This is a genomic window from Aeribacillus sp. FSL K6-2833 (genome assembly GCF_037965815.1).
Taxonomy (GTDB): Bacteria; Bacillota; Bacilli; order Bacillales; family Aeribacillaceae; genus Aeribacillus; species Aeribacillus composti.
The window spans coordinates 567981-587810 of the sequence record NZ_CP150189.1 but is presented as its reverse complement, the minus strand read 5'-3'; the positions used below and the strand labels follow the sequence as shown (position 1 = coordinate 587810).

At 38.0% G+C, this 19830-nt stretch carries 18 protein-coding genes; 14 read left to right on the top strand and 4 right to left on the bottom strand.

Annotated elements, in window-relative coordinates:
• Nucleotides 1-234: 234 nt before the first annotated feature.
• Both menC and NSQ94_RS02930 read right to left on the bottom strand, forming a co-directional pair.
• The gene (gene menC / locus NSQ94_RS02935) at nucleotides 235-1344 is read right to left on the bottom strand and encodes an o-succinylbenzoate synthase (protein ID WP_339230702.1); all 1110 of its coding nucleotides are present in this window, start codon (nucleotides 1342-1344) and stop codon (nucleotides 235-237) included.
• Between the two features lie 264 nt (nucleotides 1345-1608).
• Nucleotides 1609-2565, bottom strand: coding sequence for a carbon-nitrogen hydrolase family protein (locus NSQ94_RS02930; RefSeq protein ID WP_339230070.1), 957 nt, complete (start codon nucleotides 2563-2565; stop codon nucleotides 1609-1611).
• Nucleotides 2566-3416: 851 nt separating this feature from the next.
• Here NSQ94_RS02930 and NSQ94_RS02925 point away from each other — a divergent pair.
• The 4 genes from NSQ94_RS02925 to NSQ94_RS02910 all read left to right on the top strand — a co-directional run bounded on the left by NSQ94_RS02925 (nucleotide 3417) and on the right by NSQ94_RS02910 (nucleotide 6445).
• On the top strand, nucleotides 3417-4856 hold the full coding sequence (locus tag NSQ94_RS02925; protein WP_063386781.1) for a PLP-dependent aminotransferase family protein: 1440 nt from the start codon (nucleotides 3417-3419) through the stop codon (nucleotides 4854-4856).
• Nucleotides 4857-4921: 65 nt separating this feature from the next.
• Nucleotides 4922-5170 carry a hypothetical protein gene (locus tag NSQ94_RS02920; RefSeq protein ID WP_339197505.1) on the top strand — a complete coding sequence of 83 codons (249 nt, stop codon included), beginning with the start codon at nucleotides 4922-4924 and terminating at the stop codon, nucleotides 5168-5170.
• A gap of 249 nt (nucleotides 5171-5419) precedes the next feature.
• Nucleotides 5420-6262: an SPFH domain-containing protein gene (locus tag NSQ94_RS02915; protein WP_339197507.1), complete on the top strand. Its 843-nt coding sequence runs from the start codon at nucleotides 5420-5422 to the stop codon at nucleotides 6260-6262.
• A gap of 15 nt (nucleotides 6263-6277) precedes the next feature.
• Complete coding sequence (locus tag NSQ94_RS02910) at nucleotides 6278-6445, top strand: Arc family DNA-binding protein (RefSeq protein ID WP_065095528.1); 168 nt, start codon at nucleotides 6278-6280, stop codon at nucleotides 6443-6445.
• A gap of 169 nt (nucleotides 6446-6614) precedes the next feature.
• Here NSQ94_RS02910 and NSQ94_RS02905 read toward each other — a convergent pair whose 3' ends face one another.
• Both NSQ94_RS02905 and NSQ94_RS02900 read right to left on the bottom strand, forming a co-directional pair.
• Complete coding sequence (locus NSQ94_RS02905; protein WP_339230067.1) at nucleotides 6615-7670, bottom strand: acyl-CoA dehydrogenase family protein; 1056 nt, start codon at nucleotides 7668-7670, stop codon at nucleotides 6615-6617.
• 387 nt (nucleotides 7671-8057) lie between these two features.
• Nucleotides 8058-8591 (bottom strand): DUF4242 domain-containing protein, encoded by a 534-nt coding sequence (locus tag NSQ94_RS02900; protein WP_066247720.1) that lies wholly within the window; start codon nucleotides 8589-8591, stop codon nucleotides 8058-8060.
• Between the two features lie 126 nt (nucleotides 8592-8717).
• Between NSQ94_RS02900 and NSQ94_RS02895 the strand changes: the two genes are divergently transcribed.
• The 10 genes from NSQ94_RS02895 (at nucleotide 8718) to NSQ94_RS02850 (ending at nucleotide 19826) form a co-directional block, all read left to right on the top strand.
• Nucleotides 8718-9164, top strand: a complete 447-nt coding sequence (locus tag NSQ94_RS02895) for a helix-turn-helix domain-containing protein (RefSeq protein ID WP_063386786.1) — start codon at nucleotides 8718-8720, stop codon at nucleotides 9162-9164.
• A gap of 635 nt (nucleotides 9165-9799) precedes the next feature.
• Entirely contained in the window at nucleotides 9800-10591 is a 792-nt protein-coding gene (locus NSQ94_RS02890; protein ID WP_063386787.1) for an ABC transporter ATP-binding protein, read from the top strand.
• Between the two features lie 60 nt (nucleotides 10592-10651).
• On the top strand, nucleotides 10652-11632 hold the full coding sequence (locus NSQ94_RS02885; RefSeq protein WP_063386788.1) for an ABC transporter substrate-binding protein: 981 nt from the start codon (nucleotides 10652-10654) through the stop codon (nucleotides 11630-11632).
• 188 nt (nucleotides 11633-11820) lie between these two features.
• On the top strand, nucleotides 11821-12579 hold the full coding sequence (locus tag NSQ94_RS02880) for an ABC transporter permease (RefSeq protein WP_063386789.1): 759 nt from the start codon (nucleotides 11821-11823) through the stop codon (nucleotides 12577-12579).
• Nucleotides 12580-13082: 503 nt separating this feature from the next.
• Nucleotides 13083-13688: a glycerol-3-phosphate responsive antiterminator gene (locus NSQ94_RS02875; protein ID WP_339230063.1), complete on the top strand. Its 606-nt coding sequence runs from the start codon at nucleotides 13083-13085 to the stop codon at nucleotides 13686-13688.
• A gap of 113 nt (nucleotides 13689-13801) precedes the next feature.
• The gene (locus tag NSQ94_RS02870; RefSeq protein ID WP_063388773.1) at nucleotides 13802-14983 is read left to right on the top strand and encodes an IS701 family transposase; all 1182 of its coding nucleotides are present in this window, start codon (nucleotides 13802-13804) and stop codon (nucleotides 14981-14983) included.
• A gap of 540 nt (nucleotides 14984-15523) precedes the next feature.
• Nucleotides 15524-16837: an ABC transporter substrate-binding protein gene (locus tag NSQ94_RS02865; RefSeq protein ID WP_066247712.1), complete on the top strand. Its 1314-nt coding sequence runs from the start codon at nucleotides 15524-15526 to the stop codon at nucleotides 16835-16837.
• A gap of 115 nt (nucleotides 16838-16952) precedes the next feature.
• Complete coding sequence (locus tag NSQ94_RS02860) at nucleotides 16953-17852, top strand: sugar ABC transporter permease (RefSeq protein ID WP_339230061.1); 900 nt, start codon at nucleotides 16953-16955, stop codon at nucleotides 17850-17852.
• The gene (locus NSQ94_RS02855) at nucleotides 17842-18666 is read left to right on the top strand and encodes a carbohydrate ABC transporter permease (protein WP_003252244.1); all 825 of its coding nucleotides are present in this window, start codon (nucleotides 17842-17844) and stop codon (nucleotides 18664-18666) included. Before NSQ94_RS02860 ends, NSQ94_RS02855 begins: the two co-directional genes overlap by 11 nt.
• Nucleotides 18667-18680: 14 nt before the next feature.
• Nucleotides 18681-19826, top strand: a complete 1146-nt coding sequence (locus NSQ94_RS02850; protein WP_339230059.1) for an ABC transporter ATP-binding protein — start codon at nucleotides 18681-18683, stop codon at nucleotides 19824-19826.
• Nucleotides 19827-19830: the final 4 nt, after the last annotated feature.

Genomic DNA, 19830 nt, shown 5'->3' with positions numbered 1-19830 from the left:
TTTGTTTTGTTGTGCAAACTCACCCAGTGATACCTAGCCTCATATGAAGTTCGTGTTCCTCAAACCGGAAGTTTGCCGCTCGCTTCCTTCAGATTCCGCGTCGCCACGGACACCCTTGCGTTAAGCTAACTGCTACTTCTGCCTTCGCAGCTCGGGACTTTCACCCTATAGATTACACCCATGCCGGGCGCACACAAAATAGTCCTCTGCAAAACATGCAGAGGATTATTTTGTTTATAGGGTAAATACTTTCGTTTCAACAGTGTATTTTTTTAATTTTTCACGGCTTACATGAAAACCGATCCCCGGGCTATCAGGCAAGGCAATTTTTCCATTATAAACCGATATTTCCGGTTCAATAATATCTTCTTCCCAATACTTAGATGAACTGGATATATCTCCTGGCAGTGTGAATTGTTCAAGTGTCGCTAGGGATATATTATGGGCCCGTCCAATCCCTGATTCAAGCATCCCTCCGCACCAAACTGGAACATTTTGCTCTTTGCAAAAATCATGGATTTTTTTTGCTTCTGTCAAACCGCCAACACGGCCGATTTTTATATTCATAATTTTGCAGCTTCGAAGTTCAACAGCCTTTCGAGCATCTTCGAAGGAACAAATACTTTCATCTAAACAGATCGGTGTTTCCAATTCTTTTTGAAGTTTGCTATGATCCACAATATCATCGTGCGCAAGAGGCTGCTCAATCATCATTAATTGAAACTCATCCAATTGTTTTAGATGATTTATATCTTTTAATGTATAGGCACTGTTCGCATCAGCCATTAAATCCAAGTTCGGAAAATGCTTCCGTATTTCCTTAACTACTTCAATATCCCAACCTGGTTTAATCTTTATTTTTACTCTCTTGTATCCTTCCTCCTGATATTGTTCAATAAGACTGATTAAATCTTTTATTGTTGGCTGAATACCGATGCTCACCCCAGCTTCAACTTCTTTTTTCATTCCCCCGAGAGCTTGTGAAAGAGGTATATTTTGCTGTTTTGCATATAGATCCCACACGGCACCTTCCAAAGCCGCTTTTGCCATATAATTTCTGCGAATAAAACGAAACGATTCAGCCAGCTCACTAGGATGATGAAACGACGTCTTTGATAAAATCGGAATGAGGAAATCTTCGATCATGTGCACAGTTGTTTTCACGGTTTCTTCTGTATACCATGGAATGGAAAAAGCAACCCCTTCTCCAAAACCGGCTGCACCATCATCATCCTTTACTTCTACGATCAACAATTCGCGATCGTGAATGTCTCCATAGCTAGTAGAAAATGGGGCTTTCAAACGCATCTGTAATATATGCAAAACAATTTTCTTAATTTTTATCAATTAAGAGCATCTCCTTTTTTAAACAAGCTCTCAGCTAAGTTCGACAAAATCATTCCCATTCGCCAGAGGGCTCGATATTTCCCGGAAAATATTTCTTAAAATAGCGAATCCACTCGAACGTTTGTTTTACACTAATTATAAAATAAACGCTTTCTTAATGTAAAGGAGCAAGGGATTTCTTTATTTCCCTTATTGTTTATTGAACTGCAAAATCTCAAATAAATAATGAGATCAATCGTAGAAACGAGTCTCATCATGAGATTAATTTTTCCACTCAATAGTTGTCTTCTTCTCTTTGTTGACTAGCAATTTAAAAACATCAGGTCTTGCATAATGCCCAACAGGATCAAAATCAAACTGGCTATAGGCGATTTGTTTCATATCCAGTTCTGCAATGATGATGTCTTCCTTGCCAAATACGGGCTCTACCACATATTCGCCCAACGGTCCAACAATCGCGCTACCACCTCTGCTCATTACTTCAGGTGAAGAAGCAAGTTCATCATAACAAGCCAAATCTTTCGGATACATATCTTTTGTCACATATTGATTGGCAGACAAAACAAAGCATCTCCCCTCCAAAGCAATGTGGCGGATTGTTGACTGCCAAGTTTCCCTTGCATCAGCCGTTGGGGCAATATAAATTTGAATTCCTTGTGCATACATCGCAGCCCTTGCTAACGGCATATAATTTTCCCAGCAGATTAGCGTCCCTATTCTTCCATAAGGGGTGTCAAACACTGGTAATGTGCTTCCATCCCCTTCCCCCCAAACAATCCGTTCTGCTGCAGTCGGTTTTAATTTGCGGTGTTTTCCTAACAACTGTCCGTCAGAATCGAAAAATAAAACAGAACAGTAAAGAGTCCCGCCGCTAAATTCATTATCCCTTTCTGTAACGCCTATCACAAGGTAGACACCTGCTTTTCGAGCCGCTTCGCCCAGTTGTTCCGTCGTTTCGTCCGGAACAGCTACAGAATTGCTCCAGTATCTATACCAATCCTTCCTCCCTTCAGCCGAACGGCTCCCAATCGTTGTACCGAAAGATAAGCCTCTAGGATAAGCGGGAATAAAAGCTTCAGGAAATACAACAATCTTTGCTCCTTTTTCAGCAGCTTGATGTATGAGGCTAACCGCCTTTTTTGTCGTGGCGTCCCGGTCCATAATAACAGATGAGGCTTGTATAACAGCAACTTTAACCTTTTGTGCTCTGTTCGACATATTCTTCCCCTCCACCAAATTGAAAAATCTAAAGCCATCTTAAATGCCGAAGCTCATGAACCTTCAAAGTCAATAACCTTCGGAAGTTGCCCCCTATTCATCTTCCATAAAAAAATCTGCACAGGAAGGAAAACACTTTGAATAATCCTCTTTTTAAGCATAGAAGGGCCGACCCATGTATTAGAGTTCAAAATAATTGGATTATGTTTTTCCATGAGAGCTTTTCATGTGATATCTCATCTGAAGTAATTTAATGATAATTTCTTAGCATGCTCCTTTGTACAATACAGCTGTGGCTGAGTGTCGAACTAACTATCAACACTTAATTCTATAGAAGCATTAAGCGTAAAATATGAGAAACGGTTTGAATTGGAGTATATTATTCATAATAAAAATGTTCAAAAATTTTTGGACCATCCAATCAAAGACTTTGTCAATCATCCAATTTCAATACTGCAACAGCCATTTATCCAAGACGAACCATAAAGTGAAATAAATTTGCCGAAAATCGCACATCTATTTTAAGGGTTTTCAACTTCAAGTAAAGAAAAAATCGGGCAGGACAGCATTGCGTCCATATTACAAAAGATAATGATTTTTCAGCAGCGTTCAAATCATGTACTAAAAACTCCAAGTTAAAATAAAAGTGGATGGGTAAAATGTTACTGAATTGGATGGGCATTATTCTTTCATCTAGCGTTATAATTAATGTTTGAACAGGTTCAAATTTTGATGGATATAACAACATTTTCGATTATGTTCAATAGGAACATTCTATAAATAAATAACAAAGAACCTGATTAACTTGCCATATAGCAGGAAGTGCCAAGCAAATCTAAAGGGTGAAGCATATGGACTGGAAACCGGATCGAAATGCAAAAAAGCCTATATATAAACAACTGGCCGAATATATTGAAAATGGAATTGCGGATGGCACATTTCCCCCTGATAAACCGCTGCCTTCTGAACGGTTTTTGGCCAATAAGCTGCAAATAAACAGAAGCACAGTTGTGGCTGCATATGACGAATTAGAATCAAACGGACTTATCGAGAGAAAGAGAGGAAGCGGAACAACAATCAGCAAAGATATATGGGGCATGACAAAGAAGCGTGTACCAAGCTGGAATCGGTATATTGAGGCAGGATCGTTCTTGCCGAATTTACCTGTGACCCAGAGAATACGCAAAGAGATGGAAGAGCATAAACTAATCAATTTAGCTAGCGGTGAATTGTCGGAAGATCTTTTTCCAATCGACTCCTTGCGAGAAATCATTTCGACAAGGTCATTTATCGGAAGCCTGGGATATGATCATCCTCAAGGGAATGAGATATTAAGAAAAACTATCACAAAGCATGTGAAACGATATCGGAGAATTGAGACAAATCCGTCTTCCATTCTCATCACATCAGGAGCGCAGCAAGCTTTATATTTAATCGTCCAATGCTTATTAAAGCCGGGTGATGCGATAGCATTAGAAGAGCCTTCGTATTATTACAGTCTCCCGGTCTTTAAATCAACCGGAATAAGACCTTTCTATTTACCAGTTGACAAAGACGGTATAAACCCGGATGATTTGCTTCTATTGCATAAAAAACATCGAATCAGGATGATCTTTTTAAATCCTGCTTTCCAAAATCCATCAGGTGCTTTCCTTCATAAAAACCGGCGGGAAAAAATATTGGAAATATCGTCTGAGTATGGAATACCGATTGTTGAAGACGATCCTTACAGTTTAACGTCCTTTAATGGGGAAGAGACCTACCCGCTAAAATCGATGGATGAGCATGGAAATGTCTTATATATCAGCTCATTGTCGAAAATTGTTGCTTCTGGTTTGCGAATTGGTTGGGTTATTGGACCAAAGCCTGTGATTGAAAGATTGTCTGATGCCAAACAGCAAGTGGATTTCGGTCATGCCAGCTTTACTCAATGGATTGCCAATGATTTTCTGGAATCTGACGACTTCGATGCCCATATCAACTGCTTAGTCAAACGGCTCGAAAACAGAAGGGATCAAATTGTCAAAAGCCTTCGATTCTACTTAAAAGACGATGTTGATTTTTATATCCCGCAAGGAGGCATTCATTTATGGTGCAAAATAAAGAAAGACTTTAATGAGATCCAGCTGCTAGAAGAGTCGATCAAGCGCGGGGTTATTTATGTTCCGGGCTCAACGCTTGGATCAAGTACAAAATATGTCCGTTTTACCTTCGCAAGAGAAAATGAAGAAAATATAAATGAAGGAATAAAAAGATTTGCTGATGCATTTTATAATATTCAGCATAAATAAATTCCTATTTTCAGGTGATTATCAAAATTCTCTACCACAATGTAAAGAGACAGGGAGATGGTTTTATGTATAGTATGTTATTGACCGTAGGCATTATTATTTGTGTACTTGCACTCATTTTAACTGCGTTTATCGGAAAAGAAGTAGGAAAAAAAATAGAAACATATAAAGCGATCGGGAACAGTCCCCATGATGAACTTACAAGGTCAAGGGAATATGAAACAAGCTCCTTTCGCAATGTTCGCTCGTTGACATGGATTTATACCTTATTGTTCATTGTCATCCTCATTGTATGTCTTATTTTTCTGTTTTAATGCTAAAGAAACGAACCTATGCAAACAATAATGAACTAAATATATTTAAACCGAAATCCTCGACTAACCCTTGCTAACGAAATGACGTTTAGCATGGTTGTTAGTTGAGGTTTTTTATTTTGGTTTTCATTGAATTTTCATAGCTCCAAAAACGTTTTTCGCCAAAATTTTTTGACAATATATATTTACATTTATTTCAAAAAGTGATATCATTTTAATATAAAAATAATATGAGAGGGGCAATGAAAGTTGAAAGAAAAAAAGGCATGGTTTATTGACGGGTTTATTGGAATTGTATTAATCGTTGCACTTTTGCTCGGAGCAGCTTTTACATTTATCCAGGAGTTTATTGTTCTTGCAATTGTATTGGTTGTTCTTGCCGTACTGCTTGGAAGCGGTCTTACCATTGTACAGCCGAATCAAGCAAACGTTGTCATTTTCTTCGGACGTTATTTAGGAAGCATTCGGAAAAGTGGCCTTGCCTTAACGGTTCCATTAACTATTAGACAAAAGGTGTCCCTTCGCGTTCGAAATTTTAACAGCAAAAAGCTAAAAGTAAACGATGTGGAAGGGAATCCGATTGAAATTGCTTCGGTCATCGTCTTTAAAGTAATCGATTCCGCAAAAGCAACTTTTGATGTGGATGATTATGAAGAATTCGTGGAAATCCAAAGCGAGGCTGCCATTCGTCATGTAGCAACGAAATATCCTTACGATACGTTTGATGACCACAATATTACATTAAGAGGCAACGCCGATGTTGTTTCAAAAGAGCTGGCAGATGAATTGCAAGAACGGTTGAACGTCGCTGGAGTTGAAGTAATAGAAGCTAGACTGACTCATTTAGCTTACTCGACTGAAATTGCCAGCGCCATGCTTCAGCGCCAGCAGGCAGCCGCCGTTTTATCTGCGAGAAAAAAGATTGTCGAAGGAGCCGTCAGTATGGCCCAAATGGCTGTCGAGCAGCTGGCTAGCGACGGAACGATTGAGCTTGATGAAGAAAGAAAGGTTAACATGGTGAATAATTTAATGGTTGCGATCATCTCCGATCGCGGCACCCAGCCGGTCATAAATACCGGAAGTCTATATTAATGGTTGTGTCGCACCATGGCAAAAAAGAAAAATTTCCCTTTAAGAATCGATCCTGAATTGTATGCCGTTATTGAACGTTGGGCGCAAGAGGAATTCCGCAGCGTCAATTCCCATATTGAATTTTTATTGCGGGACGCTGCTCGACGCGAAGGAAGGTTAAAGAAAAAAAAGGAGAAAGAATAAAACATCGATCATCTTTTCCGCAAGTCGAAAATTGGCTGCTGACTTCCTTCAGATCTTGGCGCCCTAGACACCCTTGTCTTAAACAAAATACTGCTGCTTTAAAGCTTGGCGAATGTACAGATGCCCAGCACATACAAAAAATCCCTTATGGAGAACCATGAGGGATTTTTTATGAGTGAAGAACTTTTTCTAAATGTTTCACTGTTGGTGTTAAATTAGCAAAGAAATACGCTTCGCGGAGTCTGCGGGAAGGTGCACTATGCATGAGATATCCAGCGCTTCCGTGATGAAGCATGTTTGCCTGTACAGCTTCAAGGGTTAAATAAGCAGCTTCCAAACGTATCCTTGCAATTTCTTTCCAGTCGAGTCTTTGACCGCTGAACAATGCATGAATGTCATCTTGAATTTTGCGCTCTTGTGTTTTCAATTGACCCGGCTGTATTTTTAAAAAGCTGTTGCAGCCATTTTGTTTATTAATAACCTTTTCAATGGAGGCGATGGAAGATCGTATAACACCTAAACCAAGAGGTATTTGATATAAAATGAAAACCGGGCGGATTTTCTCCACAAAAAGATCCGCATCGTCAGATACAACCCACTCATTCGGGACAAAAACATCTTGAAAAGTACAAGAATATGTTGCGCTTCCATTTAAACCTAGAAAATCATTTTTTTCCTTTAATATTAATCCTTCCGCATTGCTCGGAATAAAGCACATGATTCGTTTGTGTTCATCCACCTCAGCAATCACACCGAACCAATGATTGTCACCTAGATTGGATACATTCGGTAAAACACCTGAAAGTATATAACCATCTTCTTTAGGTTTTGCCTTTAAGTGCAATTTTTCAAGTCCTGCATAATATTTCATCGGATTCGATAAGCCTGTTGCACCTAAAATTTTTCCATTCTCCAGCAAAGGGAGCAATTTATTTTTTAATGAAAGATTGTTGGAATTTCGTATATAAGTTAAAGCGGCCAGATGGCACCATAGACAAAATGCAGTCGTCATACACCATTTTGCTGTTTCTTCTACCACTTTCATTTCCTGTAAAATATATTCCTTTTGCGACTTATGATTCGTAGAGAAAAATCCAGCTTTCCCTAGCTCCCGCAAATATTGCTCCTGGTAAAAACCTTCCGCATCAATTTTTTTCACATATGGTTTCAATTCTTTTTCAATTAACTGCTCCAACGTTTCAACTTTTTCGTCCAAACTATTCATTTCATTCATCACCCGCGTTCATAATGTCCGAAATCAGGCATTCCAATTATTATTAAATAAATAATTCCTACGTGTTTAGTCGGTTTAAAGTCATTTTATTATATTAGGTTCAAAAAATCAATCTTTATTTTGCCGCCCCTTCTATTTTTTTGATAAAGATGAACCTGTATATGTATTTCAAAAGAGCTTTGCAAAAAAAAAGACAATAAACCAATGCTTGGTTTATTACAACTTCCTGAAAGTAGCCGGTATCCGCCAGCTACTTTCAGATAAAAATCGAAAAAATATAAAAGCAAGTGGAGAGAAACGCATTGTTTTTCTCCACTTGCTTCATTTTAGGGATTTATCGGACAGCCCCGCCTCTTAAAAAAAGGTTATTAAAATTTATTATTTATCTGCCAATATTTCCGTAATGGAGTCAATTGGTGTTTTTACTGCGTTGCGGGCACGCTTAACAGCCTCTTCATCTGGTGCATCGTAGAAGCAAAGGCATTTTGTCATATCTTCACAAACATAAGTTCTCGAAAATGTTACTTCAGGAACTTCTTGATAATGTACAGAGTTTTTCTTCTTTCTCTCCAAATATTGTTCCATTGTCAAATCTTCTGGTAAATTCCATTCAACCAAATAATTGACAACTTCATTATTTTTCTTTACATCTTCGAGTTCTTTTCCAACAAGACGAACTTGTTTTACTAGATGAATAGGTATATGAATATCTTTTAACGTTTCAGTGGCAGCTTTTTGATTTTCTGCTTCAACAATAAAGAATGCGCGTGAGAAATCCTTTGATACTTGAAGTTCAATTAATGATGCCTGATTTTCGTTTAATTTTCCTTGAAGCTCTGAAACTTTTTGATCTAATTCCTCTTTTGCTGATACAATACCATTTAAGGATGATTCAATTAAGTATAGCGCCATATTTTTATCCCCCACTTTTTTATTATCATAAAGTCATTTTAATATACTTAGTTCAAAAAATCAACTTAATCACTTTTAAATTATTTTATGTTAAAATGGATTGTAACAAATGGAGGAGATTAGTTTATGAAAATAAGATATGATATCCCTTGCAACATCGCGCAATCACTTAATATCATTGGAGATCGTTGGACACTGTTAATTATTCATGAAATTTTAAACGGAAATGCACTTTTTAATGAAATTAAAAAAGCTTTGCCGGGAATTTCTTCCAATTTGCTTTCGGAACGTCTCAGATATTTAGAAGAAGAAGGCCTCGTTCAATCAGAGCTTTATTCACAGCATCCACCTCGATACCGCTATGTATTAACACAAAGCGGAAAAGATTTAGAGCATGTTTTCAATGCACTAATTATTTGGGGAAGCAAACATTTAAAAAAATGTTATAAAAAACTGATTGACCCGGCTACAGGTGATGAGGTGGACATTGCCTATTATTCCAAAAAAACAGGCGAACTTGCCCAAAATGTTGAAGTTATTTCTATTGAAAGTGAGCTTCAAAATATTAAATAAAAATGCTGTCAGGTCCTCTAAGACTAGTTTAAGGATAGGCGTGCTGGAAGCTCCGGCAATTGCCTTTCAGGAGGAGTTTTCCACGCGTCTAGCCTCTTAGATACCAATTTTCACATAAATTCATTTCCCTTTGTCTAACGAATACGAAGTCCATATTATAAATCCCCTATTCCAGGTTATCATCATTCCGTTGTTCTCCTTTTTCAACACCTTCCGTAAAATCCAGTATGCTTGATCACCTACCTATTCTTAAAGCATCACTTTAAAAATCCCGCTTACAGCTTTAAATGTTTTCCTGCCTCCGGCTTCAAAAATGCCATCCGCAAACGTCCATCATAATAAAAATCTATAAAAACGCAATGACTAAGCTTATCCTCATTGAACTCCCATCACTTCTTCTACAAAACGTCCAGATACATCGGTGCAAACCGCTCACAATCAAAATAACACGATTCATTCTCAAAAATTAAACTCATTGACACTAAAAAATATTTTCTATATATAGTTGAAAAAACTAACAAAGTATAATAAAATGATCTACAAATATTAAAACTCACTATTCTTATAAGAATTATTTTGTTAATGAATTAATCGAAGATTAATGAAAATCCGACGACTAAGAGGCGGTGTAATGAATGGATTCTCAGCAGTCTACAATTATTAAAGTTGAAAATTTGAGCAAGAGCTTCACAAATAAAAATAAAAAAATACACGTTCTAGACAAGATTTCACTAGAAATAAAGCAAGGTGAAATCATCTCCATATTAGGAGAAAGCGGCTGCGGGAAAAGCACTTTTTTAAATATTATCGGCGGCTTTGAAAAGGCGGATAGCGGTCAAGTTTTGCTTGATGGGAATGTGGTGAATCAGCCGAATCGGAAATGCATAATGCTGTTTCAAGACTATGGACTGCTCCCATGGCGAACAGTGCTTAAAAATGTAGAATTGGGGCTGGAAGGTCTCAAGCTTCATCCTGCAGAACGAAAGGAAAGAGCGTTACATTACTTGGCCTTGGTTGGTCTAAAAGGAAAAGAAGATTTGTTTCCTCATGAACTTTCTGGAGGAATGCAGCAAAGAGCAGGAATTGCCAGAGCACTTGCACTGAAGCCAGAATTAATTTTAATGGATGAACCGTTTGCAGCTTTGGACACGTTTAATCGTTATTATTTGCAGGATGAACTGCTTCGCATCCAGCAAAAGGAAAAAACAACTATTATTTTAGTTACCCACGATATTGATGAAGCAATCTATTTATCAGACCGGATTCTCATTATGCATCCAAATCCCGGTCATATTCACAGGGAGATCAAGATCGCTCTCTCGAAGCCTCGAGACCGAAGCCATTCTGATTTTCAGTATTATCGAAAAATCATTTTTGAAGAATTCCACTTTAACCATCCTAATGTAACAACGGAGTATTATATCTAATTTTTCAAAGCAAGCTCACATTGTATATAAAAAAATAAAAATAGGAAAAGGGGAAATTAGATGAAAAGGATTATTCAATCTGGACTGATTCTATTAGTTATATCAGTATTGTTATTGACAATGGCTGCTTGTGGGGCAAACGGAAGCGATAATACTTCCGAAAGCGGCAAAGATGGAAAAAGAACAATCAAGATCGGGTATTTGCCGATTACTCATGCAGTACCTCTGTTTATCGAGAAGGAATTAGAAAAATATGAAAAATTCAATCTGGAACTCGTGAAATTTGGTTCGTGGCCTGAGCTTGTAGACGCCTTAAACACAGGCAATATTGACGGAGCTTCCATGCTAGTTACTTTGGCTATGAAGGCAAAAGAACAAGGCATTGATTTAAAAGCTGTCGCATTAGGACATCGAGATGGGAACGTACTTGTCGTAGCAAATGATATTAATAGTGTTAAAGACTTAAAGGGGAAAAATTTTGCTATTCCACACAAATTCTCCACTCACAATATTTTGCTTTATCAAATGTTAAAACAAAACGGATTAAAGTACGATGATGTAAAGGCTGTCGAGATGCCTCCAGCAGAAATGCCGGCAGCTTTATCTGAGGGCAGAATTGCTGGATATGTCGTTGCAGAACCTTTTGGTGCAGCTTCCGTATCGATCGGAAAGGGCAAGGTACTATTTCAAGATAATGAAATTTGGCAGAATTCCATTGACTGTGCACTAGTACTGCGCGGTGAATTTATCGAAAAGGAAAAAGAGATTGCTCAGGATTTTGTTAATTATTACTTAAAAGCTGGTGAGGTAGCAGAGCACAAGGATGAGCAAACAATTGAAATGTCCTCCAAATATATGAAAGCGGACAAAGAAGTAATGGATTTATCTTTTAAATGGATTGCTTATGACGATTTAATCATTCATGAAAAAGACTATAAAGAATTAACGAAAAACTTGATTGAGATGGGCTTACAAAAAAATCCGCCATCTTATGAAGAATTTGTAGATCATTCGCTAATAGACAATGCAAAGCTTCCATAAGGGGGATTCCTATTCCTCTCACTCATTTTGAGCAAACCGAAAGATGGACGCGAATTTATGGTTAAGCAGGTACTAGGCATGTTGAACAACAGAAGCCCTAATGATGGAAGGATACTGGAATGACAGTTCCGCATGGTTGATGATGCATAAATTCACCAATTAATTTGAGAAAAAAGAGAAGTGATAGGATGATTAAATATAAGAATTTCATAAATGTCATCATTGGTTTTGCTATCTTGATTACCTTGTGGCAGTTAATTATTTTCATTGGAAAATATGATTCAGCACTTTTCCCTTCACCCATTCAAGTATGGGATGGAATACTTTCGCTTATTAAAGATGGTACACTGTTCGAACATTTCCAAGTGAGTATCATGCGATTTTTGGCTGGATATCTTTCTGCCGTTGTATTAGCGATCATTTTAGGACTTATTTTTGGCAGAATTCCACTATTATGGGGAGTGATTGACCCAATTATCCAAGTATTGCGGCCTGTTTCGCCAATCGCATGGTCGCCGTTTATTGTACTTTGGTTTGGGATTGGCAATATGCCGGCAATAGTAATTATTTTTATTGCTGCCTTCTTTCCTGTTTTGCTATCGACAGTATCTGCTGTAAAGAACGTTGATAAAACTTATTTGAAAGTGGCGCAAAATTTCGAGATTAAAAAATTCGAGCTATTGCGCAAAATCATTTTTCCTGCCACATTCCCTTATATTGCGAACGGGCTTCATATAGCTGTAGGTACAGCTTGGATTTTTCTTGTAGCAGGAGAGATGGTTGGAACGCAGTCAGGACTTGGTTATTTAGTTGTCGACGCCAGAAATTCCATGAGGCTTGATTTAGTCATGGCTGCTATACTATTTATCGGCGTATCCGGGCTGCTTCTCGATAAAGCGGTCGGACTTATTGAAAACTGGATTAATCGTATTTGGGGAAGAGCATAATCGCTGTGCAAGGCAAACTTTCCTGTTTCAAGGGATATCTCAGCCCTACAAGTTGAAAGTGCTTTTCCAACTAATCATCTAATTGCCTATATTAATTTTTCAGAGGATAGTATGTTCATGATAAGAGCATACATCCTCTTTTTTATACACATCTTTCTTATTTGGAACCAGTCTCTCCAGCGACTTTAGAAAACGGCAAAAATAATTCGGCTATTAAAAATAATCTTTCATGCAAAATCATGCTAGATGTAAATCTTTTGTAAAGCAAAATTTACAATGAATTAGCTTTCGCACAATATTTGCTTAATATTTGTTTTTTATATTTCTTTTAAAAGCTTTTGATCCTCTGCCCCCATCCAAAGAGCAAGCATATTCTGCCCAACAAGATGTTTCGCGCAATCCAAAATATAACAAACGTTTGCCAATCGAATTGCTTTTATAACAAAATACTTTGTTAAATCTTGAGAGCAGATTCGGAATTTTAAAAGAAAGGAAATTTAGCTGTGGCAAAAAGCAATGCAGGAACAATTTTGTTGGAAAGATTAAAAAAACATAAAATGGTAGCAGCTATTAAAGAACCGAAATATATTGAGAAAGCGATCAAGAATAAAGAACATTTAAGTGCTGTCTTACTAATGACAGGAACCATTTTAACGGTAAAAAGATATGTTGATTTCATCCAGTCTGAAGGGCTCCCCGTCATATTGCATGTTGAAAAAATAGGCGGTCTGGAAATGGATGGCGATGGAATTGACTTTGTAAAAAAGAATGTCCAGCCAACGGCGATCGTTACAACGAGGAACGGCATAATAAAAAAGGCAAAATCAAGCGGTTTATTTGTTATTCAGCGAATCTTTTTAATTGACACGGAAGTTTATCATAATTTAGTGAAGGATGCGGATCAAATCCGCTCAGATATAATAGAAATTATGCCGTGCCGTGCGCCGGATTTTTTAAAGAAATTCACAAAGGTTTCGCAAGTTCCCGTTATAACAGGAGGGCTGTTGACTTTGCCTGAACATGCGAAGGAAGCGATAAATAATGGCGCACTCGCTGTAACGACGTCCAACTCAAAATTGTGGGAAATGGATTTAAATAAATTTCTGTAGATGAGCAAATTCACTAACATAAATTTACATCCGAACAAAAAAGGAGACATGAACCCGATTCCTTGATTAGAATAGATGTGTCACCAAACCATTCTCAAGGAGGTTCATGTCTCATGAATAGACTACCACATCACCAAGGAATCGACAAGTTTTTCGCAATGTTGGGGCTGGCCCTTTATTTCTCTAAGCCGGTCATGAAGCATCTCGTTCATATTATCGATGCGCTGACAACGAAAGGATTTGTGGGAACCTTGACCGATCTGCATCATGAGAGCTTTCATCCCAACCATCGAACGACACTGAGCCATTTTTTCACGAAAAGCCCTTGGGATGAAGAAATCTTGCTTCGCAAACTCCAGCAGTGGATGCTTCGTCATGTGGAACGAACGGCCAAGCGAAAGAATCACCCCATTTTTGTTTCGATCGATGATACGATCTGCCGAAAAACGAAGCCTTCGTCACAGGCGAAACACGCTATTGAAGGGTGTAATTGGCATTATTCTCACGCGGACAAAAAGTCGATTTGGGGACACTCTCTCGTCTGGCTCATGGTTCATACGATGACGCAAGCCTTTCCCTTTGCGTTTCGCCTCTACGACAAGGCGGATGGGAAAAGCAAGGGTCAATGGGCCATCGAGATGCTTTCTTCTTTGGATGTGCACGGTTCTGTTTATGTGCTGATGGATTCTTGGTACCCATCGAAAACACTCGTGGAAGCCTGCCTGAAAAAAGGATTCCACGTCATTGCGATGCTCAAGACGAATCGGGTTCTTTATCCAAAAGGCATCGCCATCCAAGCCAAACAGTTTGCCCGCTATATCGAACCGAACGACACCCATCTCGTCACGGTGGGAGAAGAGCGTTATCGCGTGTATCGCTACGAGGGAGCGCTGAAAGGTCTCGATGATGCCGTTGTGTTGTTGGCTTGGAAAGCCGATCAGCCGATGACACCTGAACATCTTCACTGCGTCTTGAGCACCGACCGGGAGCTAAGCGATGAAGAGATCTTGCGCTACTATGCCCAGCGTTGGTCGATCGAATGCTTTTTTCGACAAGCGAAAGACCAGCTGAAGCTCGATGGGTACCGCGTTCGTCAACGTCGGGCGGTGAAACGGTATTGGATCTTGGTGCAACTCGCTTATGTGTACAGTATGGTCGAATCCAACAGCGATTTCTCTACCGGGCTTGACTTCCTTCGAAAGAAGAAAGGACATAGCCTCGTGGAGTTTATTTACGATGCAGCGAAACAAGATATTCCCATTGATGTCGTTAAAAAACAGCTTCATGTGGCATAAGGGGTACTCCGTTTGTCTCTTTTTACATGGTAATTATTGTAATGAAAATTGCTCAACTACAGTAAATTTTAAAAGAGAATTTACATATGATTTATACTAGATTAACAATTATCATCTATATTAAAAGTAACAAGTGAATAATTACTGGTGCAAATAGAGAGACCTCAAATTTAATGTATATGAAATAGATATATACATTATATTTGGAGTCTCCTTTTTTGTTATGCAAGCAATTGGAGGTGATTCGACATCATTTAATAGATTTGTCAGGTCGGGAGATGAAAAGCATTTACACCAAAATATTAATGGCAAACGATCTGCCAACCTGTCATCGGCATAACGATGAAAAATAGCTTTATCTGTAATTGAAGACAGCTTGTAGAAGCCGCTTGCTCGAACACGGACGGTGATAGCCAGTCAAAGGCAACACGATTTGTTAATTGATTCATGTAAAGAATTTTCTAAATAGGCGAAATGTCACGACAGTTTGAAGATCCCTTTCATTAATTACGCTCAAACAATTTGGTGAGGAGGAATATAATGAAATCATTTGTAAAATTGATTTGCGCATTTACATTAGTATTTATGTTAGCAGCTTGTAACAACACGAGCAAGCAGGCAGCCAATGACTCTCCTTCTAAATCAGAGGACGGCAACAAAAAAACTGTTATCGAATACTGGCACGTAAATGCTGAAACTCAAGGTGGAAAAACAGTAGAAGAGTTAGTGAAGGAATTTAATGCACAAAGTGATACTGTAGAAGTCGTAGCCAAATACAACCCGGACATGTATAAAGGGTTGATGCAAAATTTACAGGCTGAAGTAGCTGCGGGCAATTCACCAGCAGTTGTACAAGTAGGATGGGCATTTTTAGACTACTTCTCAAATAATTTTCATTATGTGCCGCCGCAAGAAATAATAGATAAATATTTTCCAGAAGATAAAACATTTTTAAAAGATCATTTCTTAAAAAATGTTTTGGATTTAGCGAAAAATTCGGATGGTGAACAAGTCGGGATTCCATATTCGTTAAGCAATCCAGTCCTCTATATTAATCGAGACCTTTTACGAAAAGCTGGTTTAGATGAAAATGGGCCAAAAACGTGGGAAGAGGTAAGAGAATTTTCCAAAATAATAAAAGAGAAAACAGGAAAATATGGGTTTTATTTGCAGGAGCCGGCAGATAACTGGGCTACACAAGCTTTATTAGAAAGCAACGGAGCCAAAATGATTACGGACGGAAAAGCAACATTTGCTTCAAAAGAAGGAATTGAAGCGTATCAACTATGGGCTGATATGGTGTTAAAAGATAAAACAGCCTTGCATTTGCCTTGGGATCAAGGTGTACAAAGCTTTATCGATGGCAATGTCGCCATGGTCTATACAACGATTGCCCAACGTTCGCATATCCAAGCGAATGCCAAATTTGACGTAGCGGCAATCAAATCGCCAGCATGGGAAGGAAAAGAAGTAAGACTGCCGGCAGGTGGCGCAATGCTGGCTATTACAGCAAAAGATGAAGATCAGCAAAAAGCAGCATGGGAATTCATGAAATTTCTTTATAGCGTTGAATCAATGGCTAAATGGACAGAAGGAACAGGTTATGTGCCTCCACGTAAAGATGTTGCAGAAGCAGAAAATGGACTTAAATCATTTTTAGAAGAAAATGAAATGATGAAGCCTGCCATAGAACAAATGGACAAGATTGTTCCTTGGGCATCATTCCCTGGAGACGCCGGTTTACAGGCAGAGCAATTATTAATAGATGTACGCGACGAAATTCTTACAGGAAAAGTATCAGTAGAAGAAGGTTTAAAATCAACGGAAAAATCCATCAACGAATTGTTAAAGTAAAAGGAAATGTCTACAAAGGGTGACTAACATTTATAACAATTTTTCAAAAAAACTTCCTTTAGTCACCCTCCTTTTAACTTTTATTTTCGGTATCAGTACGGAGGGTAATAAAAATATGAGTGATGGGACGGTTTTAAAAAATAAAGAGAGTTGGAAAGCGTATTGCTTATTGATTCCAACGTTAATTATATTTTCGATATTCATGTTCTGGCCATTTTTATACACGATTTATTTAAGCTTTTTTGACTGGAACATGATTACTCCGATAAAAAAATTTGTCGGATTGAAAAACTACATTGATGTTTTATCAGATCGAAATACATATAAAATATTGGGAAATACATTTATATATATTGCTTTCTTATTAGTTATAAACTGTATCATACCGTATCTTTTTGCTTTCGTTTTAGATTTAATTTTAAAACGATTTAATGGTTTTTATAAAAGCGCCTTGTTTCTGCCGGCATTCATCTCATTGGTCGTCGGTTCGATATTGTTTACGTGGATTTTAAATCCAGTTTCCGGACCTGTTGCCATTATTTTAGGATGGTTCGGCATTGAAATGCCGATTTGGAGTAAATTAGACGGTTGGGTCATATTGGTTTTAAGTTTGATTACATCTTGGAAAGTATTTGGCTATAACTTTATCGTCCTTTATGCTTCTATCAACGGTATTTCACGCGAAATAATAGAAGCAGCCCGTTTGGATAATGTTCCTTTATGGAAAATATTCTTTCATATCGTCTTGCCTATGAGCAGCGCTACTGGCATTTATGTGTTTATTATTACAATCGTCCAAGGACTGCAGTATGTATTCACGCCTATAAAAGTGATAACACAAGGCGGTCCAAATTACGCCAGCTCCAATGCGATCTATCACGCCTATCACGAAGCCTTCGTACTTTACAGAACAGGACATTCTGCAGCTTTATCAATTATGACGATGTTAATCTTTTTCATATTATTAGTTCTTGAATTTAAGTTTGTTGAAAGAGGTATCTATTATGAAAATTAAACGATCTGTTGCGATACCTTGGCACATTATTTTTATCATTACAATCATTATTCTTTTATATCCTATCGTTTTTGCATTAGGTTCATCGTTTAAAACGTTGGAAGATGCCTACAACAATGTTTTGAACATAGTTCCGTTAAATCCGACATTCGAAAACTATATCACATTCTTTAATAGTTTACCTGCTTTCAAAATTACGATGAATACGTTCATTATTGCCTCTGTTGCGACAATTTTCAAACTGATTACATCATTTTTAGCAGCGTATGCTTTCGTATTTTTGCAGTTTAAAGGGAAAAACATTTTATATTTTATGTTAATTAGTACAATTTTTATCCCTTTTACCGTAACAATGATTCCAAACTATTTGATCATATCGGGTATCGGTTTAGTCAACAGCGTTTGGGGTGTTATTTTGCCGCAGCTTGCCAATGCGCTTGGTATCTTTCTAATGAGGCAGTCGATGAAAACAATCCCCATCTCGTTAATTGAAGCAGCCAAATTAGATCATATAGGACACGCCCGGATTATGAAAGATATCGTTCTCCCATTAGTTAGGCCGGCTGTCACATCAACAGGCATCTGGTTTTTCATTACTACCTGGAACGAATACGTATGGCCGGTGCTCATTTTAAAAAGCAAGGAAAATTATACATTGCCTCTTGCTTTACAGATGTACATCAGCTCAGAAGGCGGAACGAATTTTACTGTCGCCATGGCCGTATCAGTCATCACAATGATAATACCTTTAACTTTATATTTAATTTTCCAGAAGTATATTATAGGAACATTTACTTCTTCTGGAATTAAATAACGGAGGATGGCACAATGAAGGAAATAAGATTTGAAAACGTTTGGAAATCCTATGGAAAAACACATGTTGTAAAAGGGCTCAATCTTACCATTCATCCTGGAGAACGTTTAGTTCTTCTAGGTCCGTCCGGATGCGGCAAATCGACAACTTTACGCATGATTGCCGGCCTTGAAGAAATTACTTCGGGCGACTTATATTTGAATGGCATTAAGGCGAATGACATTCCAAGCGGAAAAAGAAATGTAGCGATGGTATTTCAAAATTATGCATTATATCCTCATATGAATGTCGTTGAAAATATTACGTACGGTTTAAAAGTTCAGAAGGTTCATAAAGACGAAATTCAAAAGAGATTAAATGCTGTGTTAGAAATGCTCCAGCTGAAAGGCTATGAAAACAGATTGCCGAAAGATTTATCCGGCGGGCAAAGGCAGCGTGTCGCTTTAGCAAGAGCCGTTGTAAAAAAATCTGATTTCTTTCTGCTTGATGAGCCATTATCAAATTTAGATGCACAGCTAAGAGTGTCTGCACGCAAGGAACTAGTGAAAATCCATGAAATGTATAAGCAAACAATCGTTTATGTTACACATGATCAAATTGAAGCAATGACTATAGGGGATCGTATTGCGTTAATGAATCAAGGGCAATTGCAAATGGTAGATACGCCGGAAAATGTATATAACCGCCCTGCAAACATCTTTACGGCAAAATTTATCGGCTCGCCTCCAACGAATATTGTCGATATGGATTATTATGATGGCAAAGTGGTGATCGGGAAACAATCATTTTTATTGCATCCGATGTGGATCCGACAAATAAATGAAAGCAATGCCAAAACGTTTGTTTTTGGAATTCGACCTGAACATCTAGAAATTTATAAAACTCCCCAAGAAAACACATTAAAAGGCACAGTGAAATACGTGGAAAACCAAGGAAGCAGCTACAGTATTTATATAAATTTAGAAGGTCATGAAGTGATTGCGATGAGTGAAAAAAAGAATTGGCATCCGGGGGAAATGGTCTATTTAAAACCAAAAATGGATCGTATTCATATTTTTGATCAAGAATCCACACAATCAATAGGCTATCCGCAAGAGCTGGATCTGAATGAAAGCAGTCCGATGAATCACAAAATCAATGTGGAAACATATCTTTCATGAGGTG